The sequence below is a fragment of the Janibacter anophelis NBRC 107843 genome (assembly GCF_001570945.1).
Classification (GTDB): Bacteria; Actinomycetota; Actinomycetes; order Actinomycetales; family Dermatophilaceae; genus Janibacter; species Janibacter anophelis.
On record NZ_BCSQ01000007.1, the window covers coordinates 41,936 to 68,120 of the forward strand.

Annotated in this window: 27 protein-coding genes; 11 read left to right on the top strand and 16 right to left on the bottom strand. The window is 72.5% G+C overall.

Annotated features, from left to right (window positions below):
* Positions 1–101 precede the first annotated feature (101 nt).
* The gene (locus JAN01S_RS03050; protein ID WP_068313478.1) at positions 102–608 is read right to left on the bottom strand and encodes an Lrp/AsnC family transcriptional regulator; all 507 of its coding nucleotides are present in this window, start codon (positions 606–608) and stop codon (positions 102–104) included.
* 108 nt (positions 609–716) lie between these two features.
* On the opposite strand from JAN01S_RS03050, the gene hppD reads away from it, so the two are divergent.
* The 3 genes from hppD (at position 717) to JAN01S_RS03065 (ending at position 3,380) form a co-directional block, all read left to right on the top strand.
* A complete protein-coding gene (gene hppD, locus JAN01S_RS03055) occupies positions 717–1,937 on the top strand; it encodes a 4-hydroxyphenylpyruvate dioxygenase (RefSeq protein ID WP_068313481.1) in 1,221 nt (406 codons plus the stop codon).
* Positions 1,938–2,042: 105 nt separating this feature from the next.
* A complete protein-coding gene (locus JAN01S_RS03060; protein WP_084359985.1) occupies positions 2,043–2,501 on the top strand; it encodes a DedA family protein in 459 nt (152 codons plus the stop codon).
* Between the two features lie 12 nt (positions 2,502–2,513).
* Complete coding sequence (locus JAN01S_RS03065; RefSeq protein WP_068313486.1) at positions 2,514–3,380, top strand: RDD family protein; 867 nt, start codon at positions 2,514–2,516, stop codon at positions 3,378–3,380.
* Positions 3,381–3,385: 5 nt separating this feature from the next.
* Here JAN01S_RS03065 and JAN01S_RS03070 read toward each other — a convergent pair whose 3' ends face one another.
* The 5 genes from JAN01S_RS03070 to JAN01S_RS03090 are packed head-to-tail and all read right to left on the bottom strand — an operon-like array spanning position 3,386 to position 8,687.
* Complete coding sequence (locus JAN01S_RS03070; protein ID WP_157075573.1) at positions 3,386–4,255, bottom strand: hypothetical protein; 870 nt, start codon at positions 4,253–4,255, stop codon at positions 3,386–3,388.
* 10 nt (positions 4,256–4,265) lie between these two features.
* Positions 4,266–5,105 (bottom strand): uroporphyrinogen-III synthase, encoded by an 840-nt coding sequence (locus tag JAN01S_RS03075; protein WP_068313492.1) that lies wholly within the window; start codon positions 5,103–5,105, stop codon positions 4,266–4,268.
* Positions 5,102–5,713, bottom strand: a complete 612-nt coding sequence (locus JAN01S_RS03080; protein WP_068313495.1) for an isochorismatase family protein — start codon at positions 5,711–5,713, stop codon at positions 5,102–5,104. The genes JAN01S_RS03075 and JAN01S_RS03080 overlap by 4 nt, the downstream gene beginning before the upstream one ends.
* A gap of 41 nt (positions 5,714–5,754) precedes the next feature.
* Positions 5,755–6,915 carry a serine hydrolase domain-containing protein gene (locus JAN01S_RS03085; protein WP_217999992.1) on the bottom strand — a complete coding sequence of 387 codons (1,161 nt, stop codon included), beginning with the start codon at positions 6,913–6,915 and terminating at the stop codon, positions 5,755–5,757.
* Between the two features lie 35 nt (positions 6,916–6,950).
* The gene (locus JAN01S_RS03090) at positions 6,951–8,687 is read right to left on the bottom strand and encodes an HNH endonuclease signature motif containing protein (RefSeq protein ID WP_084359986.1); all 1,737 of its coding nucleotides are present in this window, start codon (positions 8,685–8,687) and stop codon (positions 6,951–6,953) included.
* A 58-nt stretch (positions 8,688–8,745) separates the two neighbouring features.
* On the opposite strand from JAN01S_RS03090, the gene JAN01S_RS03095 reads away from it, so the two are divergent.
* On the top strand, positions 8,746–9,333 hold the full coding sequence (locus JAN01S_RS03095; protein WP_068313501.1) for a nitroreductase family protein: 588 nt from the start codon (positions 8,746–8,748) through the stop codon (positions 9,331–9,333).
* A 3-nt stretch (positions 9,334–9,336) separates the two neighbouring features.
* Here the strand turns inward: JAN01S_RS03095 and JAN01S_RS03100 are convergent, their stop codons facing one another.
* The 8 genes from JAN01S_RS03100 to JAN01S_RS03135 form a co-directional block, all read right to left on the bottom strand.
* The gene (locus JAN01S_RS03100; protein ID WP_068313504.1) at positions 9,337–9,744 is read right to left on the bottom strand and encodes a VOC family protein; all 408 of its coding nucleotides are present in this window, start codon (positions 9,742–9,744) and stop codon (positions 9,337–9,339) included.
* 39 nt (positions 9,745–9,783) lie between these two features.
* On the bottom strand, positions 9,784–10,917 hold the full coding sequence (locus JAN01S_RS03105) for a uroporphyrinogen-III synthase (protein WP_068313507.1): 1,134 nt from the start codon (positions 10,915–10,917) through the stop codon (positions 9,784–9,786).
* A complete protein-coding gene (gene nirD, locus JAN01S_RS03110) occupies positions 10,914–11,261 on the bottom strand; it encodes a nitrite reductase small subunit NirD (RefSeq protein ID WP_068313510.1) in 348 nt (115 codons plus the stop codon). The genes JAN01S_RS03105 and nirD overlap by 4 nt, the downstream gene beginning before the upstream one ends.
* On the bottom strand, positions 11,258–13,846 hold the full coding sequence (gene nirB / locus JAN01S_RS03115; RefSeq protein WP_068313600.1) for a nitrite reductase large subunit NirB: 2,589 nt from the start codon (positions 13,844–13,846) through the stop codon (positions 11,258–11,260). The genes nirD and nirB overlap by 4 nt, the downstream gene beginning before the upstream one ends.
* A 10-nt stretch (positions 13,847–13,856) precedes the next feature.
* Positions 13,857–15,383, bottom strand: a complete 1,527-nt coding sequence (locus JAN01S_RS03120) for an FAD-dependent oxidoreductase (RefSeq protein WP_068313513.1) — start codon at positions 15,381–15,383, stop codon at positions 13,857–13,859.
* Positions 15,380–17,512: a molybdopterin oxidoreductase family protein gene (locus JAN01S_RS03125; RefSeq protein ID WP_068313516.1), complete on the bottom strand. Its 2,133-nt coding sequence runs from the start codon at positions 17,510–17,512 to the stop codon at positions 15,380–15,382. The genes JAN01S_RS03120 and JAN01S_RS03125 overlap by 4 nt, the downstream gene beginning before the upstream one ends.
* On the bottom strand, positions 17,512–18,867 hold the full coding sequence (locus tag JAN01S_RS03130) for an MFS transporter (protein ID WP_068313519.1): 1,356 nt from the start codon (positions 18,865–18,867) through the stop codon (positions 17,512–17,514). Before JAN01S_RS03130 ends, JAN01S_RS03125 begins: the two co-directional genes overlap by 1 nt.
* Positions 18,868–18,976: 109 nt before the next feature.
* The gene (locus tag JAN01S_RS03135) at positions 18,977–20,299 is read right to left on the bottom strand and encodes a nicotinate phosphoribosyltransferase (RefSeq protein WP_084359987.1); all 1,323 of its coding nucleotides are present in this window, start codon (positions 20,297–20,299) and stop codon (positions 18,977–18,979) included.
* 15 nt (positions 20,300–20,314) lie between these two features.
* On the opposite strand from JAN01S_RS03135, the gene clpS reads away from it, so the two are divergent.
* Genes clpS through JAN01S_RS03155 form a run of 4 tightly spaced genes read left to right on the top strand, consistent with a single transcriptional unit; the run spans position 20,315 to position 22,826 of the window.
* Positions 20,315–20,605, top strand: coding sequence for an ATP-dependent Clp protease adapter ClpS (gene clpS, locus JAN01S_RS03140; protein WP_068313522.1), 291 nt, complete (start codon positions 20,315–20,317; stop codon positions 20,603–20,605).
* Positions 20,606–21,244 (top strand): DUF2017 family protein, encoded by a 639-nt coding sequence (locus JAN01S_RS03145; RefSeq protein ID WP_068313525.1) that lies wholly within the window; start codon positions 20,606–20,608, stop codon positions 21,242–21,244.
* Positions 21,241–22,062 (top strand): glutamate racemase, encoded by an 822-nt coding sequence (murI, locus tag JAN01S_RS03150; protein WP_068313527.1) that lies wholly within the window; start codon positions 21,241–21,243, stop codon positions 22,060–22,062. Before JAN01S_RS03145 ends, murI begins: the two co-directional genes overlap by 4 nt.
* Positions 22,059–22,826 carry an MBL fold metallo-hydrolase gene (locus tag JAN01S_RS03155; protein ID WP_068313531.1) on the top strand — a complete coding sequence of 256 codons (768 nt, stop codon included), beginning with the start codon at positions 22,059–22,061 and terminating at the stop codon, positions 22,824–22,826. Before murI ends, JAN01S_RS03155 begins: the two co-directional genes overlap by 4 nt.
* Before the next feature lie 22 nt (positions 22,827–22,848).
* On the opposite strand, the gene JAN01S_RS03160 is transcribed toward JAN01S_RS03155, so the two are convergent.
* Complete coding sequence (locus JAN01S_RS03160) at positions 22,849–23,481, bottom strand: HAD family hydrolase (protein ID WP_217999993.1); 633 nt, start codon at positions 23,479–23,481, stop codon at positions 22,849–22,851.
* 52 nt (positions 23,482–23,533) lie between these two features.
* On the opposite strand from JAN01S_RS03160, the gene JAN01S_RS03165 reads away from it, so the two are divergent.
* From JAN01S_RS03165 to JAN01S_RS03175, 3 genes are read left to right on the top strand one after another with little or no spacing between them, the layout of a single operon-like run.
* Positions 23,534–24,619, top strand: coding sequence for a S66 family peptidase (locus tag JAN01S_RS03165; RefSeq protein WP_068313537.1), 1,086 nt, complete (start codon positions 23,534–23,536; stop codon positions 24,617–24,619).
* Positions 24,591–24,854 carry a FitA-like ribbon-helix-helix domain-containing protein gene (locus JAN01S_RS16490; RefSeq protein ID WP_084359988.1) on the top strand — a complete coding sequence of 88 codons (264 nt, stop codon included), beginning with the start codon at positions 24,591–24,593 and terminating at the stop codon, positions 24,852–24,854. The genes JAN01S_RS03165 and JAN01S_RS16490 overlap by 29 nt, the downstream gene beginning before the upstream one ends.
* Positions 24,851–25,270, top strand: a complete 420-nt coding sequence (locus JAN01S_RS03175) for a type II toxin-antitoxin system VapC family toxin (RefSeq protein ID WP_068313540.1) — start codon at positions 24,851–24,853, stop codon at positions 25,268–25,270. The genes JAN01S_RS16490 and JAN01S_RS03175 overlap by 4 nt, the downstream gene beginning before the upstream one ends.
* Positions 25,271–25,291: 21 nt before the next feature.
* Here JAN01S_RS03175 and JAN01S_RS03180 read toward each other — a convergent pair whose 3' ends face one another.
* Entirely contained in the window at positions 25,292–26,152 is an 861-nt protein-coding gene (locus tag JAN01S_RS03180; protein WP_068313543.1) for an alpha/beta hydrolase family protein, read from the bottom strand.
* Positions 26,153–26,185: the final 33 nt, after the last annotated feature.

A 26,185-nucleotide genomic window follows, 5' to 3' on the forward strand; every position in this document is an offset into this window, starting at 1 on the left:
CGGGCGCGGACGCCCTCGCACCTCGACCAGCGTGAACCCGGACGGGCGCGGACGCCCTCGCACCTCGACCAGCGTGACGTCGGAAGGACGCGGACGTCCCTTCAGCTGCCGTCCCTGCGGCGGACGGCCTCCTCGACGAGGGGGCCGGTGCGCATCTCCAGGTGCGTCACGAGGGCGATCGAGGTGCTCGCGCGCACGACGTGGGTGTCGTCGATGATCTCGTCGATGACCCGGCCGAGGTCGGCATTGTCCGTGGCGACGATCCGGATGATCAGGTCGCCCATCCCGGTCGTCGAGTGGATCTCCAGGACCTCGGGGATCGCGAGCAGGTGGTCGACGACGGCCTGGTGGCCCAGGCGCTGACGGATCTCCAGGGTGCACAGCGCAGTCACGGGGTAGCCGAGTGATGCCGGGTCGATGGTCGGCGCGAAGGAGCGGATGACCCCCTTCGTCTGCAGCCGGTCCAGCCGCGCCTGCACGGTGCCCCGGGCGACGCCGAGCTCGCGGGAGGCGCCGAGGACCCCGATCGATGGGCGCTCGGAGAACAGGGCGATGAGACGGGCGTCGAGCTCGTCGATGACGGGTGGGCGTCTCGGACCGGGGTTCATGCGCAGATTGTCTCCAACAGTGCCCGCTGCACGCAACAGATTGCGCACCGTGCGCAGGATGGCCCGGGTCGGTTGCACACGGTCGACCCCCGTCGCCATCCTGAGCGCATGTCCAACACCGCGGTTGAACTCACCAGGCAGGAGCGCGAGGCCGAGCTCGACCTCGACCAGCTCAAGCAGCTCGTCGGGCTCGTCGAGTACGACGAGGAGGCTGACCCCTTCCCGGTCACCGGGTGGGACGCCATCGTCTTCGTCGTCGGCAACGCGACCCAGACGGCGCACTACTACCAGAGCGCCTGGGGTATGGAGCTCGTCGGCTACTCCGGTCCGGAGAACGGCAACCGGGACCACAAGTCCTTCGTCCTGAAGTCCGGCTCGATCCGCTTCGTCGTCAAGGGAGCGGTCAGCCCCGACAGCCCGCTCATCGCCCACCACACCGCCCACGGCGACGGCGTCGTCGACATCTCCCTCGAGGTCCCCGACGTCGACAAGTGCGTCGCGCAGGCCAAGGCGGCCGGGGCCCGCGTCGTGCGAGAGCCCGAGACCGTCTCCGACGAGCACGGCAGCGTCCGCATCGCCGAGATCGCCACGTACGGCGAGACGATCCACTCCCTCGTGCAGCGCACCGTCGACGGTCGCACCTACGAGGGCGTCTACCTGCCGGGCTACGTCGCCAAGGAGTCCTCCTTCGTCAAGCGCGACGGCGCACCCAAGCGGCTCTTCCAGGCGCTCGACCACATCGTCGGCAACGTCGAGCTGGGCAAGATGGACGAGTGGGTCGGCTTCTACAACCGGGTCATGGGCTTCGTCAACATGGCCGAGTTCGTCGGTGACGACATCGCGACCGATTACTCCGCCCTGATGTCCAAGGTCGTCGCCAACGGCAACCACCGGGTGAAGTTCCCCCTCAACGAGCCGGCCATCGCCAAGAAGCGCAGCCAGATCGACGAGTACCTCGACTTCTACCGTGGCCCCGGCGCGCAGCACCTCGCCCTGGCGACCAACGACATCCTGCGCACGGTCGACGAGCTGCGCAAGGAGGGCGTCGAGTTCCTCGACACCCCCGATGCGTACTACGACGACCCCGAGATGCGCGCCCGCATCGGTGAGGTCCGCGTCCCGATCGAGGAGCTGAAGTCCCGCAAGATCCTCGTTGACCGAGACGAGGACGGCTACCTCCTGCAGATCTTCACCAAGCCCCTCGGCGACCGCCCGACGGTCTTCTTCGAGATCATCGAGCGTCACGGCTCCCTGGGCTTCGGCAAGGGCAACTTCAAGGCGCTCTTCGAGTCGATCGAGCGTGAGCAGGACAAGCGCGGCAACCTCTGAGACGACGACGAAGGGGGCGCCCCGCCCGGACCACGACGGCCGGGAGGGGGCGCTCCCTTCGTCATGTCCGGCGATAGGGTGAGGCAACCCTGAGCGAGGAGCCGCGTGACCTGGTCCCACTTCCTGCCCACCTTTGCAGGACTCTTCGTCGTCGTCATGCTCCGGGCCAATGCCACGTACTGGATCGGTCGTGGTGCCGCTGCGGGGACCCGACGCTGGCGTGGGCTGGAGGAGGAGGCGGCCTCGCCCACCTGGCGACGGGCGCGGGACCTGGTCAACCGGTGGGGACCGATCGCCGTCGTGCTGTGCTTCCTCACCTGGGGCGTCCAGACGGCCGTCAACGCCACGGCGGGTGTCACGCGCATGCCCCTGCGGCGCTACCTGCCCGCGGTCACCCTCGGCTCCGTGCTGTGGGCCACGCTCTACGGGACCGTCGGCCTGGCAGCGGCCCGCGCCTGGATCGCCGCCGCGGCGCGGTCCCCGGTGGCAGCGACGGTCATCGCCGTGCTCCTCGTCACCGTCGTCGTCACGCTGGTGCTGCGTCGGCGCACCAAGCGGACATGAGATCGTGAGCGCATGAGCACCCCCGAGCGCGCCGGCTGGTACGACGACCCCGACGACGACTCCCGGTTGCGGTACTTCGACGGCATCATCTGGAGCGACCGCACGGTCCCGCGGCAGTCCCGCCAGACGGCTCCGGTGGCGGCACCGGGTGCACCGGGCACGGACGTCTTCGGTCGACCGGCGGGTCCGGGTGAGGCGCCCGCCCGCACGGGCGCTCCGCAGCCCCCTTCGCCCTACGGGCAGGGCAGGCCGCCGTACGGGCCCCCGCCCGGCGCTCCCGTGGCGCACCACGCGGAGCCGACGACGGCGGACGGGCAGGCGCTGGCCCCCTTCGGCACGCGGGTCGGCGCCTACATCATCGACTCACTCATCCTCGGGCTCATCAACCTCGTCGTGGCCGGTTGGGCCTTCGGGCTGTGGATGTGGGACTACATGGCCTTCGTCCTCGAGGCGGCGCAGGCCGGGGACCAGTCCCGGGTCGAGGAGCTGACTCCCGACGCGCTGCTGGGCATGCTCGACTGGCCATGGTTCTTCGTCGGTCTCGGGTTGGCACTGCTCGTGCAGGCCGCGTACCAGATCGGCTTCCTCACCACCCGCGGGGCGACCCCGGGCAAGGCGGCCCTCGGGCTGTCGGTCCGCCGCTACGACCAGGCCGGCACGATCACGACCGGCACCGCCTTCATGCGGGTGCTGCTGCCGCTGGCCCTGCAGATGCTCTCGTGGGTGCCCGGTCTGAGCCTGCTGGTCCTCGTGCTCAACCCGGCCGACCTGCTGCTGCCCATCATCGACCCCAAGCGACAGACGCTGCACGACAAGATCGCCGGCACGGTCGTCGTGGTCGGGCCCCAGCCGCGAGGGTCCGACGACCGACCTGCCTGACCGCCTCAGGCAGGGGTGCCGGTGAGCAGCCCGACTCCGGCCAGCTCACCGATGGGGTCGGTGACGTCGCAGCAGCCGTAGCCGGCGAAGGCCGCACGGACGGCCGCGACGTCGGGGACGCCCCACCCACGGACGATCTCGGCGAGGGGCTGTGCCTCCCGCACCTCGAGCAGCTCGCGCACGGTCTGCTCGTCGGCACCGCCCGCGCTGGCATGCACGGCGACCAGCACGTTGAGCAGGCCGTGCTGCGGCTCGACCCCGCCCTCGACCGGGTGGTCGGCGCGGACCGCGTGGTGCAGCCCGCCGGTGAGGACGAAGGGGAGGTGGTGCCGCCCTGCGCCGAGGATGAAGTCGGCGAGCTCACCGGCGTCGGGCCAGGCCCAATCGGGAGTGACGCCGGTGCGGAACTTCGCGCGGACATCGGCGAACTCGCTCGCCGACGCGATGTCCGTCAGGGCCGCCTCGCGGTCCTCACGCCCGACCTCGAGGTGGATCGGCAGCTCGCCCGGGTCGATGCTGCGCCACCCCGGCTGCCACCCGGCGTCGATCGAGACCAGGCGCGTCCGGATCTCCTGACGCAAGGTCGCGGCGGCCGCCCGCACGTCCTCGACCGCGGTGCCCGGTCGGGCGACGAGACCGATGGCGGGTGGCGCGGGGGACCCGGCGTCCAGGGCGGCGAGGAGGTCAGGGACCACCGGCACCCCGACGAGGAAGGGCCCGACGACGTCAGCGTGCTGCCCGTCCCGGTGCTGCGCGTGCGCGGCGAGCGCCGTGGGCATGTCGAGGGCCGCCGGTGGGAAGAGCGAGGCGTCGTTGACGAGGGAGACGAAGAGGGCCGGGTGGGCCCGCGGGGCGGGGTCGGGGCTGCTCGACATGGACGGCACGCTACCCGTCCGAGACGGTCGCACCGTCGCCGAAGTGGACGAGGACGGCGCGCACGAGGGCGCCCATCCGGCTGCGCTCGGGGACGAGCGGATCGACCCCCTTCGCACGCAACGGGTCGGCGGTGACCGGCCCGACGGCGGCGAAGAGCACGTCCTCGTGGGAGCGTCGGACGATCTCGTCCGCGACACCAGCCTCCTGCGCCGTGGACCACCATGCTGCGACGGCCGGAGCGGAGGTGAAGACGACGACGTCGATCCCACCGGCGGCGACGTCGCGGACGGAGGCGGTGACCGCAGCGGGGTCCGGCGCGGGACCCCATCGGTAGACGACGAAGGGGGAGACCCTCGCCCCGGCGTCGGTGAGTGCCTCGTCGAGGCCGTCGGATCCGTTGCCGTGGTGCTGCACGGCGACGTGGAGCCCGTCGACCCCCTCGGCGAGCAGGTGGTCGGTGATCTCGGCCGTCGTCTCGGACGGGGCGACCCACGCGACCGGGATGCCGTGGGCGACGAGTGCGCCCTTGGCCTTGGGGCCGCGTGCGAGGACGCGGGCGGCGCCCAGGACCCGGCGGAGCTCATCGCCGAGTCCGGCGACGTCGGCTGCCTCGATCCACCCGCGCAGCCCGGCGCCGGTCGTCACCACGAGGACGTCCGGTGGGTCGGTGAGCAGGGCGCGGGTGTCGGTGACGAGGCGTTCGTCGTCGCTGTGGTGGACGATCGACATGGCCGCGGCGTGCCGGACGGTCGCTCCGCGGCGGGCGAAGGACTCGGCCAGGTCGTCGCTGCGCCGGTCGGCCGTGATGAGCACGGTGCGGCCGGCCATGACGGCGGGGAGCGCACTCATGGCGTGGTGGTCGTGTGGGTGGGGCTGGCTCCGGTGGTGTCGGTCCCGGTGGCGCCCGCAGCGGCCATCTCACGCAGCGCGGCCTCCGTCGTCTCGGGCGCCACTCCCGCGATCGTGTCGGGGAGCAGACGCACACCGAAGCCCTCACGCAGCGCGTCGAGCACCGTCGCGCGCACGCAGTGGTCGGTGGCGATCCCGCCGACGTCGAGGTCGGTGACGCCGCGCTCGCGCAGCCAGGCCGCCAGGCCCGTCGTCCCGTCGGACGCGACCCCTTCGAACCCGCTGTAGGCAGCGTCGTGCATCCCCTTGCGGAAGATCTCGTCGACGTGCGGCAGAGCCGGCTCGAGCGAAGGGTGGAACTGCGCCCCCGGGGTCCCTGCGGCGCAGTGCACCGGCCAGGTCGTCGAGAAGTTCGGCTCGCCGTCACGGGCCCAGTGGTCGCCGGGGTCGTGGTGCCAGTCGGCCGTCGCGACGACGGCGGTGTAGTCGTGGTCGGCGAGGACCCGCTCGGTGGCCCGGGCGGCGACCGCGCCGCCTCCCGCGACGGCGAGGGACCCCCCTTCGCAGAAGTCGTTCTGGATGTCGACGAGGACGAGTGCTCGGCTCATGACTCGAGCATGGCACGGCCTGCTGGTCGGCCGCTCCGGTGTCACGCGAAGAGCGACCAGAAGGCGTCGAAGGCGGTGACGGTCCCGGGGGCGTCGAAGGTGACCTGGGTGGCGAGGAAGGCGGCTCGTCCGGTCCGCGGGTCGGCGTATCCGATGGTGCCCAGCCCGCCGGCCCATCCGATGGCGCCGGAGGGGCGTACTTCGACGTGCAGGCCCCAGCCGCACCCATCCTCGATGAATCCCGTCGCGGTGGTGCGGGACTCGTCGGTGAGGGCGTCGGTGCGCATGAGTGACAGGGTCTGCGGCGAGAGCACTCCCGGTCCGCCGACGAGCGAGCGGAGGAAGGTCAGCTGGTCGGCCACGGTCGAGACGAGTCCCGCTGCGAGGGAGGGGAAGGCCGGCTGGTCGACCCAGGTGCCCGGCGGGGCGACGAAGGGGGTCAACGCGCCGTCGTCGGAGGGCGCCAGGGGTGTGGCCAGGCGGTCCGTGTCGCCGACGAAGCCGGTATCGGTCATGCCGAGCGGACCCAGCAGGTGCACGTCGAGCAGGTCGGCGACCGTGTTGCCCGTGGCCCGGGCCAGCAGGACGGCGAGGGCCTCGGTGCTCGTGTGGTACCGCCAGGCGGTGCCCGGCTGGTTGGCCAGAGGCAGGCCGCCGAGCCGGGTCATGAACTCTTCGGGGCCCATCGGGGGACCCCACGGGCCCGGGCCGATCTGCTGCTCGGCGATGGCCTCGGCGAGCGGGCCCGGCTCGCTCGTCCAGCCGAAGCCCGGCGTCATCGTCAGCAGGTGTCGCACGGTGATCGGTCGGTCGGCGGGGACCGTCGCGGTGAGGTCCGCCTCCGGGGAGACGAGGACGCGTGGCTCGGCGAGCTCCGGGAGCCACGGGTCGACCGGTTCGTCCAGGGCGATGACGCCGAGCTCGATCAGGCGGAGCGTGAGGGCACCACCGATGGGTTTGGTGTTGGAGCTGAGGGCGAAGTGGGTGTCCTCGCGCATCGGTGGACCGTCGGGGGACCTGGCGCCTCCCGCGCGCACGGACCGGCAGTGGTCGTCGGCGACCCCGACCACCCACCCGCCGATCTGTCCCTGCTCGACCAGCCGGTCGAGGAGGTCGGCGAGGTCGTCGAACTGTGGGGTGGGGCCGTCGTGCATCGAGTTGGGGCCGTCGTGCATCGGGGTGGATCCGTCGCGGGAGGACACCCTCCCACGGTGGCAGAGTGCCCGGCCGCGCGCACCTACACCGAGGTGGAGTGGGCCTGCCGGGGCTTGGTGCTGTGGGTCCGGCCGGTCGGCGCGGTCCAGGTGCAGACCCCGTCGTCCGTCATGGTCAGGCGCCACCCCGAGTGGTGCTTGAAGCCGTGGTGCGTCGTGCAGAGGCAGACGAGGTTCGTGACCTCCGTGGCCCCGGCCGGGTATGGCGTCACGTGGTCGAGTTGGGTGCGGTCGGCGGGCGCCCCGCACCCGGGGAAGCGGCAGGTGCCGTCGCGTCTGCGCACACGGCGGGCCACGGTGGCGCCGGGTCGGTAGGCGGGCGTGCTGTCGGTGCTGATGGCACCGGACGTCGGGTGGCTGCCGACCACGCGGATCCGCGTCGACGGGTCGGCGAGCAGCGCCGTGAGGTCAGTCGGCAGGAGTGCTCCGACACGGCGGTCGTCGACGTGACCGGGGACGAACCATGCTCCGATGGCGGCTGCGGCGGCCTCGCTTCGATCGACGCCGGGACCGCGGACCGACTCCACATCGGAGGGGCCACGGGCGGGTGGGGGAGCGTAGGCCAGGTGCGGGTTGCCGTCGACGTCCAGGTGACCACTCAGCGCGAGCGCGACCTCGGCCTCGATGGCGGTGGCTCGGTGCAGCTCTCGACCGCTGACCCAGTCGAGCACGATGTCGGGCGGGTCACCGGTGCAGCGCAGCGTCTCGGCCGGGGAGCGTCGCTCCCCTCGGCGGAAGAGTCCCGGGCGACATGCGGTGCCACTGCCCGCACTGGCGTCCCCGGCAGCTGCTGCGGTGCCCTCATCGGCGTCGTCGCCCACGATCGCCGCCACCGGCACGACGAGCTCGACCGTGGTCTCGACGCTGGCGTGAGCGAGCACGAGGTCGGCGAAGGCGTCAGCCCGGGCCTGGTCGATCGTCACCGGGTCGCCGCCATCACGACGTGCCCGGTGGTACTCCTGCGCCAGACCGTCGACGGCCGCCCACATGTTGCGGGAGGCCTCGGTCGGGAGCCGCAGCCGCCAGAGCGTCATGCCGGGGAGGTCGCGGTCAGGTCCGCAGGTCACCGACCGCTTGCGACGCGCTCGTGCTGCGACCTCCTCGACCGAGGCGCGGTCGGTGGCCACGGCCGCGCTGCGGGCACGACGGGTCAGGTCGGTCGTCGGCAGATCGGTGACGTCGTCGGCGAAGAGCCGCGCCTCGAACTCCTGCAGCGAGGCGTCCTCGAGCGGCTCGCTCGCGCGCACGATCGCGTCGACCCGGTAGGGCTCGAGGTCACCGCAGCGTGCGGTCTCCCACGTCGCGCCCAGCTCGTGGTCCACGCGCCTGGCCCGGTTGATCCGGGCGCCCATGGCACGGGGTGAGACGTGCAGCAGGGGCGCCAGGGCGGCGGCGCCGAACTGGTCCTCGCTCGGGATGGGGAACCACCGCTCAGTGAAGTCGATGCCCCGCGCCTCGGCATCGTCCCTCCGGGCCTCGAAGTCGGCTCGGCGCTGCTCCCGGTAGGCGTCCAGGTCGCGGTCGACCGCGTCGGCGAAGGAGGCCACGGCGGCGGTCTGCACGGCGGCCAGCGCATTGGTCAGGCGCTGGGTCGCAGCGATGACGACCTCCGCCTGCTCTGCCGTGAGGTCGATCAGGTCCTGACGCGAGAGCGACGCCAAAGACGTTGCGAGAGAAAAGGGCTCGGCCTCCAGAACCGCGGCGACATCCCGCCCGACGGCGTCGGCCGTCGCGGTGGGGGAGCCGCCGTTGGTGTCCATGTCAAAACTCTAGGGTCGACCACCGACAACCCTCCGTGCCCCACGGGATACTGGCGACATGGCAGTCTGCGACGTCACGTCCGACCCCGTGCTCCACCCGGCACTGTCCGAGAGGTTCAGCCCCGTGGGCTTCCGCCCGGACGTGGTGATGACGCACGAGCACGTCGACGTCCTGCTGGAGGCCGCGCGCCTGGCGCCGTCGGCTGGCAACTCCCAGCCATGGGGCTTCGTCGTCGGCCGACGGGGCGACGCGGTGCACGAGCGCCTCGTGCGACACCTGGCCCGCAGTTCATCCGCGTGGGCGCCGCCGGCCAGCACGCTCGTCGCCAACCTCACCCAGGTCGGTGTCGAGGACGCTCCGGATTGGGAGTACTCCGAGTTCTCGCGCTACGACCTCGGTCAGGCCGTCGCGCATATGTGCGTCCAGGCCCTCGCCTTGGGGTTCGACAGCCACCAGTTCCGGGCCTTCGACCGGGAGGGTGTGTCAGCCGAGTTCGGGGTCCCGGCGCACATCGAAGTGGTCTCGATGACCGCCTTCGGCGTCGCCGACCACGGGCCGGGCGAGGTCTCGTCCCCGGGCACGAGCCGTGAGCGACGCAGCCGTGGTGCGATCACCTGGGCCCGCGAGGTGGGGGAGCGGAGCTGACCGTCAGCCCGAGGACTCGGCCCGCGCCAGCTCGTCGTCGGACCGCAGCACGCAGAAGAGGTTGCCCTCAGGGTCGGCGAGCGTCACCCACCCCGTCCCGGGGCCGTACTGACCGATCAGGTCGGCGTGGACCGTCGCACCGTGCGCGAGCAGGCGTGCGACCTCCTCCTGCTGGGTGCCGTCGGTGGGCCGCAGGTCGAAGTGCATCTTGTTCTTGCCCGGCGTCGGGTCCGGCACCTCGATGAAGAGCACCTGGTGCCCGCTCACCGGGTCGACGAGCATGCACTCGTCGTGACCGGGCAGATTGGGGTCGCCCGGGACGTCGGTGCAGCCGAGCACCCCCTTCCACCACTGCGACAGCGCGTCGGCGTCGGTGCAGTCGAGGGTGGTGTGCGAGATGCGTGAGGTCATGGAGCCACCCTCGTCCCGCTCCGGCCGGCCGCAACCGACTTAGGCCGATACGGCGTGGGCGCCCTCGGCCAGCGCGAGTCGGTATCCGCGGCGCACGACCGTCTCGACGACCCGACGGTCGCCGAGGGCCTCCCGCAGCCGGGCGATGGTCATCTCGAGCGCGTGGCCGCTGCTGGGGTCTCCGGGCAGCGCCGCCAGGAGAGCGGAGCGAGGGACGACCCTGCCCCGGGCATCGGCCAGGACCCGCAGCACCGCGAGGCCGTTCGGGGAGACGGGCAGGACGTCGTCGCCGAGTACGACGGCCGAGCTGCGCACGCGCAGGGACCCACCGATGGTCTCGACGGCACCCGGTCCGAGCTGCTCGAGGTGGTCGAGGACGGCCCGCACGAGGGAGCCCAAGCGGCTGTGCTCGGGCAGCAGGGGTTCGATCCCCGCCGAGCGAAGGGGGCAGGCCGTCACCTCCCCGATCGCGGCCACGAGCAACCGACCGGCACGTGCGAGGGCGGCGACGCGCGGCAGCTCGCCGGCCTCGGTGACCGCGTCGACCCACGCCTGCGCCGCGGGCGCCGAGGTGAAGAGGACCGCGTCGACCTCTCCGGTCGCGGCGGTCTCGATGCCGAGTGCCACCGCCCGGCGGTCCGGGGGCGGACCCCATCGGTGGACGACGACCGAGGACACGGCGGCCCCGGCGCCCACGAGGCCATCAATGAGCACCTCGTCCGGGGTGCCGTGGTGCTGGATCGCGACCCGTTGTCCTGCAACGCCTTCGGCGAGCAGGACGTCGCGGACACCGGCAGTCGAGTCCGACGCGGTACGGCCGACGACCTCGAGCCCGGCGCCACGGACGGCGGCGTCCACCTGCGGGCTCCGCGCGACGATCCGGGCGCCCTCGAGGGCGGACTGCAGGTCCCTGCCCAACCCCGCTGCGTCGGCTGCCTCGAGCCACCCACGGAACCCCGCCGCCGTCGTCACGACGACGACGTCCGGCGCGGCCCGCACGAGCGCGCGGGTCTCCCGGACGAGCTCGTCATCGACCATGGGCGGCGTGGTGGCCAGGGTGGGGGAGTGGAGGGTCGTGGCCCCCCTTCGCTCGAGCGCCGCGCGTAGGTCGCCGGAGCGCCGGTCGCTCGTGACGAGGACGACGCACCCCTCGAGCCCCTGTCGGGGACTCACGTCGACACCAGGACGTCACCGTCGACGACGCGAACACTCCACGTGCGTAAGGGGACCGGCTCCTCACCGGCGGCCTCGAGGCAGGCGCCCGATCGCAGGTCCCACACCTGCTTGTACATGGGCGAGGTCACCGTGGGCGCGTCGCCGCGGGTGCCGACGAGCCCGCGGGCGATGACCTGCGCGCCGCTATAGGGGTCGCGGTTGGCGACGGCGTGGACGGAGTCGTCGTGGGTGCGCACGATCGCGACCTGCTCGCCGCCGACCAGCGCCACGGAGCCACGCTCCGGCACGAGCTCGACGAGCGCGCAGACGCGCACCTCGGTGGTGGGCAGGGTCGCGGTCATGAGCGGACCTCCAGGGTGGTGCCGGCGATGAGGACGGAGCCCGACGAGCGTTCGTCGGGCGTCGCGGGGCGGGCTTGTCCGCGCTCGCCGACGTAGGCCAACGAGTCGTCGACCGCCTCCGGCGCGTTGACGAAGGGAGCGAAGCGCGCCAGCTTGTCAGGGTCGGCCAGCGTTGCGGCCCACTCGTCCTCGTATCGGCCGACGTGCGCAGCCATCGCGGCGTCGAGGTCCTCGGCGATGCCCAGGCTGTCGTCGAGGACGACGGCGCGGATCGCGTCGAGTCCCCCTTCGTGCTCCTCGACCCACGGCGCGGTGCGCTGCAACCGGTCGGCCGTGCGGATGTAGTACATGAGGAACCGGTCGATCGTGCGCACAAGCGTCTCGGTGTCGAGGTCCTCGGCGAGCAGCCGGGCGTGGCGTGGGGTGAAGCCGCCGTTGCCGCCGACGTAGACATTCCAGCCGTTGTCTGTCGCGATGACGCCGACGTCCTTGCCCCGGGCCTCGGCGCACTCGCGGGCGCACCCCGAGACGCCGAGCTTGATCTTGTGCGGGGAGCGCAGTCCGCGGTATCGCAGCTCGAGGTCGATCGCGAGGCCCACCGAGTCCTGCACCCCGAACCGGCACCACGTCGACCCGACGCAGGACTTCACCGTGCGCAGGGACTTGCCGTAGGCGTGGCCCGACTCGAAGCCGGCGTCGACGAGCCGTCGCCAGATCGCCGGCAGCTGGTCGATGCGGGCGCCGAAGAGGTCGACCCGCTGCCCGCCGGTGATCTTGGTGTACAGCCCGAAGTCGCGCGCCACCTCGCCGATCGCGATGAGGCCCTCCGGCGTCACCTCGCCCCCGGGGATGCGCGGGACGACGGAGTACGAGCCATCCTTCTGCAGGTTGGCCATGACGAAGTCGTTGGTGTCCTGGAGGGTCGCACGCTCGCCGTCGAGGATGTGGCCGGTGCCGAGCGAGGCGAGGATCGAGCCGACGACCGGCCGGCAGATGTCGCAGCCGCGCCCCGAGCCGTGGCGTTCGACGATCTCGCTGAAGGTCGTCAGTCCCTGCACGCGCACGACGTCGAAGAGCTCGGCGCGGGAGAGCTCGAAGTGCTCGCACAACGCCCGGCTCACCTCGACGCCGGCTGCCTCGAGCTCGGTGGTCACGAGCTTCTTGACCAGGGGCAGGCAGGAGCCGCAGCTCGTCCCGGCCAGCGTGCACGCCTTGACCCCGGCGAGGTCGGTACAGCCCCCTTCGCCCACGGCACACCGGATCTCGCCTGCCGTGACGTTGTTGCACGAGCACACGGCGGCGTCGTCGGGCAGGTCTCCCGCGGGTGCGGGCGCGCTGCCCTCGGGCAGCAGGTGGGCGGCCGGGTCGCCGCCGAGCTCACGCCCGACCATGGGACGAAGGGAGGAGTAGGCCGATGCGTCGCCGACGAGGATCCCTCCGCGCAGGGTCTTCGCGTCGTCGCTCATGACGAGCTTCTTGTACACCCCGGCCACGGGGTCGGAGATGACGACCTCGAGCGATCCCGGCTCCTCGGCGAAGGCGTCACCGAAGCTCGCGACGTCGACCCCGAGGAGCTTGAGCTTCGTCGACAGGTCGGCGCCGGGGAAGGTCCCCGCACCGCCGAGCAGCCGGTCGGCGACGATCTCGGCCATCGTGTAGCCGGGGGCGACGAGGCCGAGGCAGCGACCGCCGATGCAGGCCACCTCACCGATGGCCCAGATCGCGGGATCCGCTGTGGCACAAGCGTCGTCGACGACCACACCGCCGCGCTCGCCGACCTCGAGGCCCGCATCGCGGGCCAGCTCGTCGCGCGGTCGGACGCCGACCGCGAAGACCACGACGTCGACGTCGAGCGAGGGACCCTCGGAGAACTTCATCCGCGACACGGCGCCACGGTCGCCGACGATCTTGGCGGTGGCAGTCGAGGTCCGCACGCTCACCCCGAGGCCCTCGATGAGCCGCTTGAGTGCCGCGCCGCCACCGTCGTCGACCTGGAGTGGCATGAGTCGTGGCGCGAACTCGACGACGGTCGCGTCGACCTCGAGGGCACGCAGGGCTCCGGCCGCCTCGAGTCCGAGCAGGCCGCCGCCGACGACGGCACCACGCACCGGCCGGTCCAGCTCCTCGCGGCGGCGCTCGACGAACTCGCGCAGGTCCGCGACGTCGTCGATCGTGCGGTAGACGAAGGCGCCGCGCAGGTCCTTGCCCGGCACCGGCGGCACCGCCGCGTACGAGCCGGTGGCCAGGACGAGGGCGTCGTAGTCGAGCACCTGCCCGGTGCTCGTCGTGACTGTGCGCGCGTCGCGGTCGATGCGCTCGGCCCGGACGCCTCGTCGCAGCGTGACGAGGGGGTCGTCCCACAACTCCTGGCCACCGAGGGCCAGGTCCTCGGGCTCGCGCCCGGTGAAGTAGGAGGTGAGCGCCACGCGGTCGTACGGGGCGCGGGGCTCCTCGGCCAGCAGCGTCACCGCCCACGCGCCGGCCTCGTCCCGGGCGCGCAGGGCGTCGATGAGTCGCCGGGCGACCATCCCGCCACCGACGACGACAAGCTGCTGGGGAGCGGTGGGTGCGGTGTCCTGGGGCATGACAGTCACGTTAGGAAGCCCTCGTTTCTGATCGGTCTTGCTCGTGTTTCACCTGTGTGAACCCGTCCTCACCGGCGCCCGTGTCGCTCGGTGAGGGGCCGTCGCCGGCCCGCAGCCAGTCGACGATCCCGCACACCGCGTCGGTGCAGCCCCCGCACCCCGTGGTCGCGCGGGTCGTCTCCGCGATCTGCTCGAGCGTCCGTGCGCCCGAGTCGAACCCGGCGCGGATGTCCCCCTTCGTCACACCGTTGCAGCGGCAGATCGTCGCCCGGTCCGGCACGAGCGAAGGGGAGTCCCGTCCCGTGCTCGGGGCGGCCGGGACGACCGCCGGCAGGAGCAGGTGCGCGGGGTCGGCGGGCACGGGTGTGCGACGGGTGTAGGCGGTGATGAGCTCGGTGCCGGTGCGACCCGCCCCGATCGCGGTGGCCCCGACGAGGAGCCCGTCGCGGACGACGACCTCGAGGTGCCGGCCGGCGGAGGGGTCGCTGAGGCGGACGACGCGCAGGGCGGGGTCCTCGCGGTGCGAGGTGCCGCACAGGCCCATCGTCACGATGTCGACGCCGGGTGTCTTGGGCTTGACGACGTCACCGACACCGCTGCGCACGCCCTCGGGGTCGCGTCCGGTGAGCAGGTCGGCGAGTCGCCGCGCCTGCTCCCAGCCCTGCGCGACGAGGCCGCTCGCGCCCCCGGGTGGCTGGGCGCAGTCGCCGATCGCGTGGATGCACGGGTCGCGCGTCGTCAGGTCGGCATCGACGACGACACCGCGCTCGACGGCCAGGCCGGCCTCGGCTGCGAGCCCCGTGCACGGGAGTGTCCCGGTCGACAGGACGAGCAGGTCGGCGGCGAGGACCTCACCGTTGGTCAGGCGCACGTGCCGCAGTCGCCCGTCCTCGACGACGACCTCCTCCGCACCGACGCCCACGCGCTGGTCGACACCGGTGCGGCGCAGCATCGACTCGACGACGCGACTCGCGCTCTCGTCGAGCTGGCGCTCCATGAGCGCGCCGGCCGGGTGCACGACGGTCACAGCGAGGTCGCGCCGCGCCAGGCCGCTCGCCACCTCGAGTCCGAGCACGCCCCCGCCGAGGACGATCGCCCGTCGCGCGTTGAGGGTCGCCGCGACGATCTCACGGGCGTCGTCGATGGAGCGCAGGACGTGCACCCCGCCGGGCAGGTCCGGTCCGTCGAGACCGGGCAGCGTCGGGATGCGCGCGGCTGCCCCTGTGGCCAGGACCAGATGGTCGTAGGGGACCCGGGAGTCGTCGGCGAGCACCACGTCGTGCCGCTCGCGGTCGATGGCGCGGACGGCGACGCCGCGCTGCACGCTCACCCGCGGGTGGGCGGGGGAGTGCAGGGTGATCGCGGCCAGGCCCCGCGACCCGGCGACGACGTCGCTGAGCAGGACCCGGTTGTACGGCTCGCAGGCCTCCTCGCCGAGGACGGTGACGAGGTGCTCTCCCGCGGTGTCGGCCGTGGTGAGGTCCTCGACGAAGCGGGACCCGACCATCCCGTGCCCGATGACGACGACGTGGCTCATGCGGTGACCTCCAGTCGGGTCCGCGCCGGCCGGACGTCGACGGCGCAGACCTTGAACTCGGGCATGGACGAGATCGGGTCGACCGCGTCGTTGGTCGCCCGGTTGACGCTTCCGGCGCCGGGGTGGTGGAAGGGCATGAAGACGGTGTCCGCCCGCACGCGGTCGGTGATCCGCGCGGGAGCGGTGACCTCACCCCGTGCCGTGACGAGGTGCACGTCGTCCCCGTCCTCGAGCCCGAGGCGGAGGGCGAGCAGGGGGTGCACCTCGACGAAGGGGGTGGGCTGCGCCGCGAGCAGAGCCGGCACCCGGCGCGTCTGGGCGCCGGACTGGTAGTGCTCGAGCACCCGCCCGGTGATGAGGAAGAGCGGGGCGTCCGGTCGCAGGTCCTCGGCGGGTCCGACGTGGTCCACGGCCACGAGTCGCGCCCTCCCGTCGGGCGTGGGGAATCGGTCGAGGAAGGCACGTGGCGTGCCCGGGTGCGGCGCCTGCCCGTCGCCGGTCGCGGGGCAGGGCCAGTGCAGGTCGTCCTCCCGGTCGAGCCGCGCGTGGCTCAGGCCGGAGTAGTCGGCCCGGCCGCCGGCACTCGCGCGGGCCAGCTCGTCGAAGACCTCGGTCGGGTCGACCGACCACACCCCCGGTGCGCCGAGCCGCCGGGCCAGCTGGGCCCAGACCCACAGCTCGGAGCGCACCCCGGGCGGGGCGTCGATCGCCTGCCGCCGACGGATGATGCGTCCCTCGAGGTTGGTCATCGTGCCCTCCTCCTCTGCCCACTGGGTCACGGGCAGCACGACGTCGGCGAGCTCGACGGTCTCGCTGGGGACGATGTCGCAGACGACGAGCAGGTCGAGCGAGCGCAACCGCTCGACGACGCTGCCGGCGCGGGGAGCGCTCACGACGGGGTTGGCGCCGTGGACGAGCAGGGCGCGTGGGCCCCCTTCGGTCCCGAGGGACTGCAGCAGCGCGACGGCGGGCAGGCCGGGCCCGGGGAGGTCGTCGGGGTCGACACCCCACACCCCGGCGACGTGGGCCCGCGCGGCAGGGTCGGTGATCAGGCGGTACCCCGGGAGCTGGTCGGCCTTCTGCCCGTGCTCGCGCCCGCCCTGGCCGTTGCCCTGTCCGGTGAGTGCGCCGTACCCGCTGCCCTCCCGTCCGACGAGACCGAGGGCGAGGGCCAGGTTGATCGCGGCCGTGACCGTCGCCGTGCCCTGGCTCGACTGCTCGACGCCACGGCCGGTGAGGACGTACGCGCCCACGCCCCCGCGGGAGGGGGATGCGGCGGCGAGCAGCCGTGCGGCAGAGCGGATCTCGTCCGCCGGCACGCCGCAGAGCTGCTCTGCGCGCTCGGGCCACCACGCGGCGACCGAGCGGGTGACGTCATCCCAACCGCTCGTCCGGTCGGCGAGGTAGGCGGTGTCGACGAGCTGCTCGGCGACGAGGACGTGGAGCAGTGCCTGCAGGACGACGAGGTCGGTGCCGGGCACCGGCTGCAGGTGCAGTCCACGCTCGCCGTCCGTGAGCTCGGCCGTCGCCGAGCGACGTGGGTCGACGACGACGAGCCCGCCGGCGTCCCGCGCGCCGGTCAGGTGGGGGACGAAGGGAGGCATCGTCTCGGCGACATTGCTCCCCAGGAGGAGCACGGCGCCGGCACCGTCGAGATCGGTGACGGGGAAGGGCAGCCCGCGGTCCATGCCCAGCGAGCGGTTGGCAGCGGCCGCCGCCGACGCCATGCAGAACCGGCCGTTGTAGTCGATGTTCTTGCTGCGCAACGCGATCCGGGCGAACTTGCCGAGCTGGTAGGCCTTCTCATTGGTCAGCCCACCCCCGCCGAAGACGGCCACGGCGTCGGGCCCGTGCTCCTCGGCGACGCGACGCAGACGGTCGGCCACCAGGTCGAGCGCTTCCTCCCACGAGGTCTCCCGCAGACGGCCGTCGGCGCCGCGGACGAAGGGGGTGGTGAGCCGGTCGGGCGCGCGCAGCAGCTCTGCGGACGTGCCGCCCTTGCGGCACAGGCCCCCGCGGTTGGTGGGGAAGTCGCGGCCGGACACGACGAGCGGGACTGCGCCCCCTTCGTCCGGCGTCAGGTGCATCGCGCACTGCAGCGCGCAGTAGGGGCAGTGGCTGTCGACCATCAGATGCCCTCGCCGGCCAGACGCGAGCCACGGCGGACGTAGACCGCCCAGGTGAGCGCGGCCATGAGGACGTAGGCGGCGATGAAGACCCCGATGGCGGGCACGAGCGAGCCGAAGCCCGTCGTCGACATGGCGAAGCCACGCGGCACGAGGAAGCCGCCGACGGCACCGACCGCACCGGCGATCCCGATGCAGCCGGCGGCGCTGCGCCGGGCGATCGCGAGCTCGGCCCCGTCACGCACCCCGGCCCGGAAGACGGCCGGAATCATCCGATAGGTCGCGCCGTTGCCGATGCCGGCCCCGGTGAAGAGCACGAGGAACGCGAGCAGGAAGAGGACGAAGGAGTGCGCGGAGAGGGCGAGGATCGCCAGCCCCGCGGCGAGCCCCATGACGACGAAGGCCGCGATGGTCACCCGCGCGCCGCCGAGCCGGTCGGCGATGGTCCCGCCGAGCGGCCGGCTCGCGGCACCGAGAACCGCGCCGACGAAGGCGATCGACGTCGTCACCTCGGGGAACTGGCTCGTGAGCAGCGTCGGGAAGGCCGCCGAGTAGCCGATGAAGGAGCCGAAGGTGCCGATGTAGAGGAAGGAGATGATCCAGGTGTGGGGGTGGGTCGCGGCCTTCGCCCAGCTGCGGTGGTCGGACCGCGCGGTGCTGAGGTTGTCCATGCCGCGCCAGGCGCCGAGCGCGGCGAGCAGCACGAGCGGCACGAAGAGCAGGCCGGCCCGCTCGAGGTGGATCCCGGCGCCGATCGCGATCACGGCGGGGACGACGAGCTGCACGATGCCGGTGCCGAGGTTGCCGCCAGCGGCGTTGAGCCCCAGGGCCTTCCCCTTCTCCGCCTCGGGGAAGAAGAAGGAGATGTTGGTCATCGACGAGGCGAAGTTGCCCCCGCCGAGGCCGGCGAGTGCGGCGATGCCGAGGAGCAGCGCGAAGGGGGTCTCCGGCCGGCCCACGACCCAGGCCAGGGAGAGAGTGGGCAGCAGGAGCAGCAGCGCGGAGATGATCGTCCAGTTGCGCCCGCCGACGAGCGGGACCATGAAGGTGTAGGGGACGCGCAGGAAGGCGCCGACGAGGCTCGGCACCGCGATGAGCCAGAACTGCTGGTCGAGGGTGAGGGCGAAGCCGACGCCGTTCAGCTGCGGGACGACGACGCTCCACAGCGCCCACACGCAGAAGCCGAGGAACTCGGCGAGCACCGACCACCCGAGGTTGCGGCGGGCGACGGCCTGACCCCCGGCGGCCCAGAACCCCGCGTCCTCCGGGTCCCAGTGGTCGATCCAGCGCCCGGCTCGGCGGACGGGACCAGCGGTGGGTGTTGCGGCAGCGGTGCTCGTGGGCAGCGTCGTGGTCATGCAGGGAGGCTCGCAAGGCCGTGTTTCGCGCCCGGTCTGAGTACGTAAAGGCCGCGTTACCCTGCCCGCACACCCGGGGGCGCTGCGCTGTGAGGGCGGGTCGAGACCGCTACGGGGTCTCGGTGAGGAAGACCGTCTCGACGGCCGGCTGCCCCTGGCTCAGCTGGTGCGCCGAGCGCGGCAGTTCGGCCACGGACGCCTCGTGCCGGGCCCGGGCAGCCTCGAGGCTCGCGTGCTCGCGCCCGACGACCTCGCCACCCTCGACGAGCCGCACGAGCAGGTCGCGGTCGTCGGCGTCTCCGACCGGCTGCTCGCCGATGCCGAGGACCTCAGCCTCGACGACGCCGAGAGGGTTGCGCCGACGTAGCGCGTACTTGCGCCCGCCGACCGACTGCTTGTCCTTGCTCTTCTTGGCGACGCCGATCATCCGCCCTTCGTCGTCCTCGCGGGCGACGAGCTTGTAGACCATCGACGCCGTGGGGTGGCCCGATCCGGTGACCACCCGGGTGCCCACGCCATAGGTGTCGACGGGCGCGGCTGCCAGCGCCGCGATGGCGTACTCGTCGAGGTCGGAGGTGACGACGATCTTGGTCTCGGTCGCGCCCAGCGCGTCGAGCTGCTCGCGCACCTCGCTCGCTTGGACCACGAGGTCACCCGAGTCGAGACGCACGCCACCGAGGGAGGTGCCGGCGACCTCGACGGCCGTCCTCACCCCTTCGGTCACGTCGTAGGTGTCCACGAGCAGGGTGGTGCCGACTCCCAGGGACGCCACCTGCGCCTCGAAGGCCTCGCGCTCGCTCTCGTGCAGCAGGGTGAAGGCGTGCGCCGCGGTCCCGCCCGTCGGCACGCCGTGCCGCCGGCCCGCCTCGAGGTTGGAGGTGGAGGAAAAACCCGCGATGTAGGCCGCCCGCGCCGCCGCGACCGCCGCCTCGTCGTGGGTGCGGCGGCTGCCCATCTCGATGACCGGCCGCGACCCGGCGGCACCGGTCATCCGCGACGCGGCCGAGGCCACGGCAGAGTCGTGGTTGAGGATCGACAGGATCACCGTCTCGAGGATCACGCCGTGCGCGAAGTCGGACTCGACGACGAGGACGGGGGAGTAGGGGAAATAGGTCTCGCCCTCCGCGTAGCCCCAGACGTCCCCGTCGAAGCGGTAGTCCGCGAGGAAGTCGAGGGTCCGCTGGTCGACGACCTCCCGCGCGCGCAGGTCCTCGAGCTCGGCGTCGCCGAAGCGGAAGTCCTCGATCGCGTCGAGCACGCGCCCCACCCCCGCGAGGACGCCGTAGCGGCGCCCGGACGGCAGCCGCCGGGCGAAGGTCTCGAAGACGCACTGACGCGATGCGGCGCCGCTGTGGAGGGCGGCCTGGAGCATGGTCAGCTCGTAGTGATCGGTGAGCAGCGCGGTGCTGGGTCGGTTCGTCACGCCCGTCACTCTAGGCTGGAGGGCGTGTCCATCGCCCCCGCCGAGCAGCAGACGACCGATCCCGACGTCGTCGAGGCCGTCGACACCCCGTGGATCACGTTGGTGTGGAACGACCCCGTCAACCTCATGTCGTACGTGACCTGGGTCTTCCAGACGCACTTCGGCTACCCGAAGCAGCAGGCGGAGAAGCTGATGATGGACGTGCACCTCAAGGGGCGGGCGGTCGTGTCGCACGGCCCCAAGGAGCAGATGGAAGCCGACACGGAGGCGCTGCAGGGCTACGGCCTGTGGGCGACCTTCCAGAAGGACGACTAGATGGCGCGCGCGTTCGCAGCCGACGGCGAGCAGCTCGTCGCGATCATGGACGAGGACGAGCGGGCCGTCGTGGCCGGCCTGTGCCTGCAGGTCATGGGCCTCGTCGCTCCCGCCACGAGCACGAAGGGGGAGTCCGCCGACCCCTTCGAGGCGATCGTCGCGGGGCTGGGGGACCTGGCCACCGACACCGAGGACGGCGCCGGGGGAGCGGAGGTGCCCGACCGGGCCTTCGGCCTCGACGAGGACCGTGACCCGGCGCTCGACCGGCTCTTCCCCACGGGCAACCGGGAGGACGAGCAGGAGGCCGCGGAGTTCCGTCGCTTCACCGAGCAGGGGCTGCGCCAGCGCAAGCACGACGGCCTCGCGACGACGGTGCGCACCCTCGAGTCGGTCGAGGAGGACCGGTGGGTGCTCACGCGCGGGCAGGCGCCGCAGGTGCTCGTCGCCCTCACCGACGTGCGCCTCGTCATGGGTGAGCGGCTCGGGCTGCGCACCGACGAGGACGCGACGCGGCTCGAGGAGCTCATCGAGACGCTCGATGCCGACGACCCGGCGGTCTTCGCCCTCGGGGTCTACGACTTCCTCACGTGGCTGCAGGAGTCGCTGACCCGCGCCCTCACCGGCGAGGACGAGGAGTGAGCGGGCCGGCCACGGCCGCGCAGCCCATCGGCATCTTCGACTCCGGATTCGGCGGGCTGACGGTCGCGCGCGCCGTCATCGACCAGCTCCCGCACGAGTCGGTCGCCTACCTCGGTGACACGGCGCGAGCGCCCTACGGCCCCAGGCCGATCGCGCAGACCCGTGAATTCGCGATCGAGTGCCTCGACCGGCTCGTCGAGCACGGGGTCAAGGTCCTGGTCATCGCGTGCAACACCGCCAGCGCCGCCGTCCTGCACGACGCCCGCGAGCGGTACGACGTGCCGGTCATCGAGGTGATCCGACCTGCGGTGCGCCGCGCGGCGCTCGCGACGCGCAACCACCGCATCGGGGTCATCTCGACCGAGGGCACGCACCGCTCCCGCGCCTACCTCGACGCCTTCGCCGCTGCGCCGACCGTGCAGGTCGTCTCCCAGCCGTGCCCGCGCTTCGTCGAGCTCGTGGAGGCCGGGACGACGTCCGGGCCGGAGGTGCTGGAGGTGGCACGCGGCTACCTCGCCCCCCTTCGTGAGGCGGAGGTGGACACGCTCGTCCTCGGCTGCACCCACTACCCGCTGCTCACCGGTGCCTTGTCCTATGTCATGGGCGAGGGTGTCACCCTCGTCTCATCGGCCGAGGAAACGGCCAAGGACGTCTACCGTGTCCTTGCGGACCTCGACCTGCTGCGTCCGAAGTCGCTCCCGGCTCCGACCCACGGGTTCACCACGACCGGTGACCCGGAGCAGTTCCGGTTGCTGGCCCGCCGCTTCCTCGGACCCGAGGTCGCGGACGTCTTCGGCAACATGGGGGAAGGGCGATGAGGCTCACCGTCGTCGGCTGCTCCGGGTCCTTCGCGGGGCCCGAGTCACCCGCCTCGTGCTATCTGGTCACGGCCGAGCACGAGGGACGCACCTGGCGCCTCGTCCTCGACCTCGGCAACGGCGCGCTGGGTGCGCTGCAGCGGCACACCGACCTCGCCGACATCGACGCGGTGGTCATCAGCCACCTGCACCCGGACCACTGCATCGACCTCACCGGCCTCTACGTCACCCGCACCTACAGCCCGCAGGGCGCCCTGACGGACCGGCTGCCGGTCTACGGTCCGGCCGGGTCCGCGCAGCGCCTCGAGGCGGCCTACGAGGGCATCGACGAAGGGGGGATGAGCGGCGTCCTCGACTTCCGCCGGATCTCCACGAGCGTCCCGACGCACATCGGACCCTTCGTCGTGCGGCCCTTCCTCGTCAACCACCCGGTCGAGGCGTACGGCTTCCGCGTCGAGGCGGACGGCAAGGTGCTCGCCTACAGCGGTGACACCGACTCCTGCGACGCGCTGTCCCCGCTCTTCGCCGACGCCGACCTCGTGCTCGTCGACTCGGCCTTCGTCGAGGGGCGCGACGAGGTGCGCGGCATCCACCTCACCGGGCGGCGGGCCGCCGAGGCGGCCGTGGCCGCCGGCGGGGTCCGGCGCCTGATGCTCACGCACATCCCCGCGTGGAACGACCCGCAGGTCTGCCGCGCCGAGGCCGCGCAGGTGTGGCCCGGTGAGGTCGAGCTCGCCCGGCCGGACGCCACCTACGAGATCTGAGATCGACCCCCTTCGCCCTGCCTCAGACGAGGTCGAGCAGCGGCAGGAGTGACTCCTCCAGGTGGTCGGGACCCGCGGCCTCGATCATGAGGCGGTCGTGCGTCCCCTCGGGTCGGCACACCGCGTAGGTGCGCAGCCCAGCCGCCTGGCCGGCGCCGATGTCGTGCGTCGTGTCCCCGACCATCCACGTGCCCTCGGCGCTGATCGCCCGCAGCGCGTGGTCGACGACGTCCGGTGCGGGCTTGGCGGGGAAGCCGTCCGTGCCCTGCACGAGGTCGAGGTGGGGCAGGAGACCGAGGGCGGTCACGAGCTCGCGAGCCATCGGCGTGTCCTTGGTCGTGGTCACCGCGAGGGCGAACCCCTTGTCACGCAGGACCGTGAGCACCTCGACGACCTCGGGGAAGGGGGTCGAGGTCTCGGTGAAGGTCTGCCGGTGGATCCGCTTGTAGGCCTCACTCATGACGTCGGCGTCACCCTCCGGGGCCAGTGCCGCGAACACGTCGTGCAGCGGGAGGCCGACCAGGGGACGCACCACGTGCGCCGCCGGCGGCGGGAACCCCTGCTCCGCGATGGCGGCCCGGAAGGCATTGATGATGTCGCCGAGGGAGTCCACGAGGGTTCCGTCGAGGTCGAAGCAGATGGCACGGCGGGTCACGCCGCGAGGGTAACCGGTTCGACGCGGCGGTGTGCGACTGCTTGGCTGGACCATGGACGCGCGACTGCCCGCCCCCCTTCGCCCCGGTGACACGATCGCCGTGACTGCACCGAGCTCGGGAGTGGCTCCCGCGCTCTGGCCGCGCCTCGACGTGGCGATCACCCGACTGCGCCGGCGTGGCTTCGAGGTCATCGAGGGGGTCTGCCTTCGCGATGCCGACGACCACCACGTGAGCGCCTCCAAGGAGGCCCGGGCCGACGAGCTCATGGCCCTGCTCGTGGATCCCGACGTGGCCGCGGTGGTACCGCCGTGGGGTGGGGAGACGGGGATCGACCTGCTCCGGTTCATGGACTTCGACCTGCTCGCGAAGTGCGAACCCTGTTGGTACGTCGGCTTCTCCGACGTCACGACGACGATGCTGCCGCTGACCCTGCGCTCGGGCTGGGCGACCCTCCACGGGCAGAACCTCATGGACACGCCCTACGCACCGGCGCCCGGCCTGCTCCACTGGCTCGACGTCGCGACGAGCGAAGGGGGCGAGCACACCCAGACCGCGGCGACGCACCGGCGGACAGAGGGGTGGGACGACTACATCGCCGAACCGGAGGTGGACGAGCTGACCCTGACCGAGCCGACCCGCTGGGCGCTGGTGGGTGGGGACGTCGCCGACTTCTCAGGGCCGCTCATCGGTGGGTGCGTCGAGGTGCTCTCACCTCTGGCCGGCACCCCTGATGGCGACGTGCGGTCGTGGGCGCAGGACCAGGACGAGCCGCCGATCGTGCTGCTCGAGGCCGCGGAGGGCAATGCCTTCGAGGTCTCCCGGGCGCTGCACGGACTGCGGCTCGCGGGGTGGTTCGAGCGGTGTGCCGGAGTGCTCATCGGTCGCACGCCCGCACCCGACGCGCCGACGCTCACCCAGCACGAGGCCGTGCGCGACGCCCTCGGCGACCTGGACGTGCCCGTGGTCCTCGACGTCGACTTCGGTCACCAGCAGCCGATGATGCCACTCGTGCTCGGGGCAACTGCGCGGGTCGAGGTCGGTCCGGATGGTCAGCGGATCACGCAGGATCTCCGTCGACTGCTAGCGTTGACTCCGAGGGGTGATGGCAATGGCAGCAATTACGGTGCGCAACCTTGATGACGACATCCGGGACCAGTTGCGCCTGCAGGCCGCGCAGCACGGTCATTCGATGGAGGCCGAGGTGCGGGCGATCCTCACTGCGGCCGTCGGGCGGCGTCGGCACCGCCCGAACGCGCTCATGGACCTGTACTGGTCCGGTCGGGTGGAGCTCGAGGCCGACGTCCTGCCGGAGCCGATGGAGCGCGAGACCGAACGACCGCGGGTCGACTTCAGCGGTGACGACTTCGGATGATTGCAGTCGACACCAATGTCGTGTCGGAGCTGATGAGGCTCCAGCCGGAGCCGACGGTCCTGCGCTGGGCCGCTGCCCTCGATGACGTCGACCTCGCGGTCCCGGCTGTCGTGGCCGCGGAATTGCTGCGCGGGTTGAGTCGATTGCCGGTGGGGGCCAAGAGGACCCGGCTCGAGTCGGCCCTCGCTGCGTTCTTCACCCGCTTGAGGGACGGCAGGATCCTGACCCTCGACGCCCGCGGAGCCGTGGAGTACGCGCATGTCATGACGGATCGCGACCGCGCCGGTAGCCCGATGAGCACCATGGACGCGCTCATCGCGGCGACGTGCCGCTCGCACGGAGCGGCCCTCGTGACCCGCAACACCAAGGACTTCGTCGGGTGCGGCCTGCGGGTCATCGACCCTTGGCGTGGTTGAGGGGGATCTGGGCGAGAGGGATCAGGACGAGGCCGGGCGGGCCCGATCACCCACCTGGTCTGCCACCCACGCCGCGATGCGCTCGCCGATGAGCTCGGGGGAGCGGGCGAAGGAGTAGTGGTCCACGGCCTTGCCAGGGTCGCCGGGCGCCTTGGCGAACGTGAAGCGCTCCACGTCGGCGGAGGCGAACATCGCGACGAGGCCGTCGACGGCGGCCGACGGAGCAAGGGTGTCGTTGGCGAGGTCGACGACGAGCAGCGGCAGCTCGCGACCGCGCAGCCCGGGGGCGACGTCGACACCCCGCGGGGCCAGACGGCCGGTGCGGGAGAAGGCCGCCCACTCGCGCATGAGGGTCACCGACTGCGTCCCGCCGAAGCCGAGCCGCTCGCCCGGCCAGAACCCCAGCAGTCGTGACACCACCCCGATGAACTGCGTCTGCGCGAGCGTCTTGGGGCCCTGCTGGGCGCGCCAGTACGGCGTCCCCGACCCGATGAGCCCGGCCGCGTCGACGACCGGCCGGTCCCCGGCCAGGTGCGCGGCGAGGAGGTGTCCTCCGAGCGAGTGGCCGAGCGCGACGACCGGGCCGGTGTGCTCCCTTCGCACTGCCTCGACGACGGCCGGCAGCCACGCGTGGGCCAGCTCGGTGTAGCCGTGGTCGTGCCCACGACCGGCGCGGGGCCGGGCGTCACCCTGGCCGGGGTAGTCGGCCACCCCGGCGACGACGCCGTGCGCGGCGAGCTCGTCGACGAAGGGCCCGTAGTACCCCGCCGGCACGCCCATGGCCGGGAGCACGAGGACGAAGGGGGCCGACGCGTCGGCCCCGGCGACGTGCAGGACGGTCGTGCCACCGTCGGGCAGGGTGATCTCGCTGTGCTTCTCCACGGGGATGAGGGTACGGCTCCACCGGATCGTTAG

Coding starts and splice junctions, on each gene's coding strand:
- JAN01S_RS03050 (WP_068313478.1), bottom strand. CDS start 608: ATGAACCCCGGTCCGAGACGCCCACCCGTCATCGACGAGCTCGACGCC.
- hppD (WP_068313481.1), top strand. CDS start 717: ATGTCCAACACCGCGGTTGAACTCACCAGGCAGGAGCGCGAGGCCGAG.
- JAN01S_RS03065 (WP_068313486.1), top strand. CDS start 2,514: ATGAGCACCCCCGAGCGCGCCGGCTGGTACGACGACCCCGACGACGAC.
- JAN01S_RS03070 (WP_157075573.1), bottom strand. CDS start 4,255: ATGTCGAGCAGCCCCGACCCCGCCCCGCGGGCCCACCCGGCCCTCTTC.
- JAN01S_RS03075 (WP_068313492.1), bottom strand. CDS start 5,105: ATGAGTGCGCTCCCCGCCGTCATGGCCGGCCGCACCGTGCTCATCACG.
- JAN01S_RS03080 (WP_068313495.1), bottom strand. CDS start 5,713: ATGAGCCGAGCACTCGTCCTCGTCGACATCCAGAACGACTTCTGCGAA.
- JAN01S_RS03090 (WP_084359986.1), bottom strand. CDS start 8,687: ATGGACACCAACGGCGGCTCCCCCACCGCGACGGCCGACGCCGTCGGG.
- JAN01S_RS03095 (WP_068313501.1), top strand. CDS start 8,746: ATGGCAGTCTGCGACGTCACGTCCGACCCCGTGCTCCACCCGGCACTG.
- JAN01S_RS03100 (WP_068313504.1), bottom strand. CDS start 9,744: ATGACCTCACGCATCTCGCACACCACCCTCGACTGCACCGACGCCGAC.
- nirD (WP_068313510.1), bottom strand. CDS start 11,261: ATGACCGCGACCCTGCCCACCACCGAGGTGCGCGTCTGCGCGCTCGTC.
- nirB (WP_068313600.1), bottom strand. CDS start 13,846: ATGCCCCAGGACACCGCACCCACCGCTCCCCAGCAGCTTGTCGTCGTC.
- JAN01S_RS03120 (WP_068313513.1), bottom strand. CDS start 15,383: ATGAGCCACGTCGTCGTCATCGGGCACGGGATGGTCGGGTCCCGCTTC.
- JAN01S_RS03125 (WP_068313516.1), bottom strand. CDS start 17,512: ATGGTCGACAGCCACTGCCCCTACTGCGCGCTGCAGTGCGCGATGCAC.
- JAN01S_RS03130 (WP_068313519.1), bottom strand. CDS start 18,867: ATGACCACGACGCTGCCCACGAGCACCGCTGCCGCAACACCCACCGCT.
- JAN01S_RS03145 (WP_068313525.1), top strand. CDS start 20,606: ATGGCGCGCGCGTTCGCAGCCGACGGCGAGCAGCTCGTCGCGATCATG.
- JAN01S_RS03155 (WP_068313531.1), top strand. CDS start 22,059: ATGAGGCTCACCGTCGTCGGCTGCTCCGGGTCCTTCGCGGGGCCCGAG.
- JAN01S_RS03165 (WP_068313537.1), top strand. CDS start 23,534: ATGGACGCGCGACTGCCCGCCCCCCTTCGCCCCGGTGACACGATCGCC.
- JAN01S_RS16490 (WP_084359988.1), top strand. CDS start 24,591: ATGGCAGCAATTACGGTGCGCAACCTTGATGACGACATCCGGGACCAG.
- JAN01S_RS03175 (WP_068313540.1), top strand. CDS start 24,851: ATGATTGCAGTCGACACCAATGTCGTGTCGGAGCTGATGAGGCTCCAG.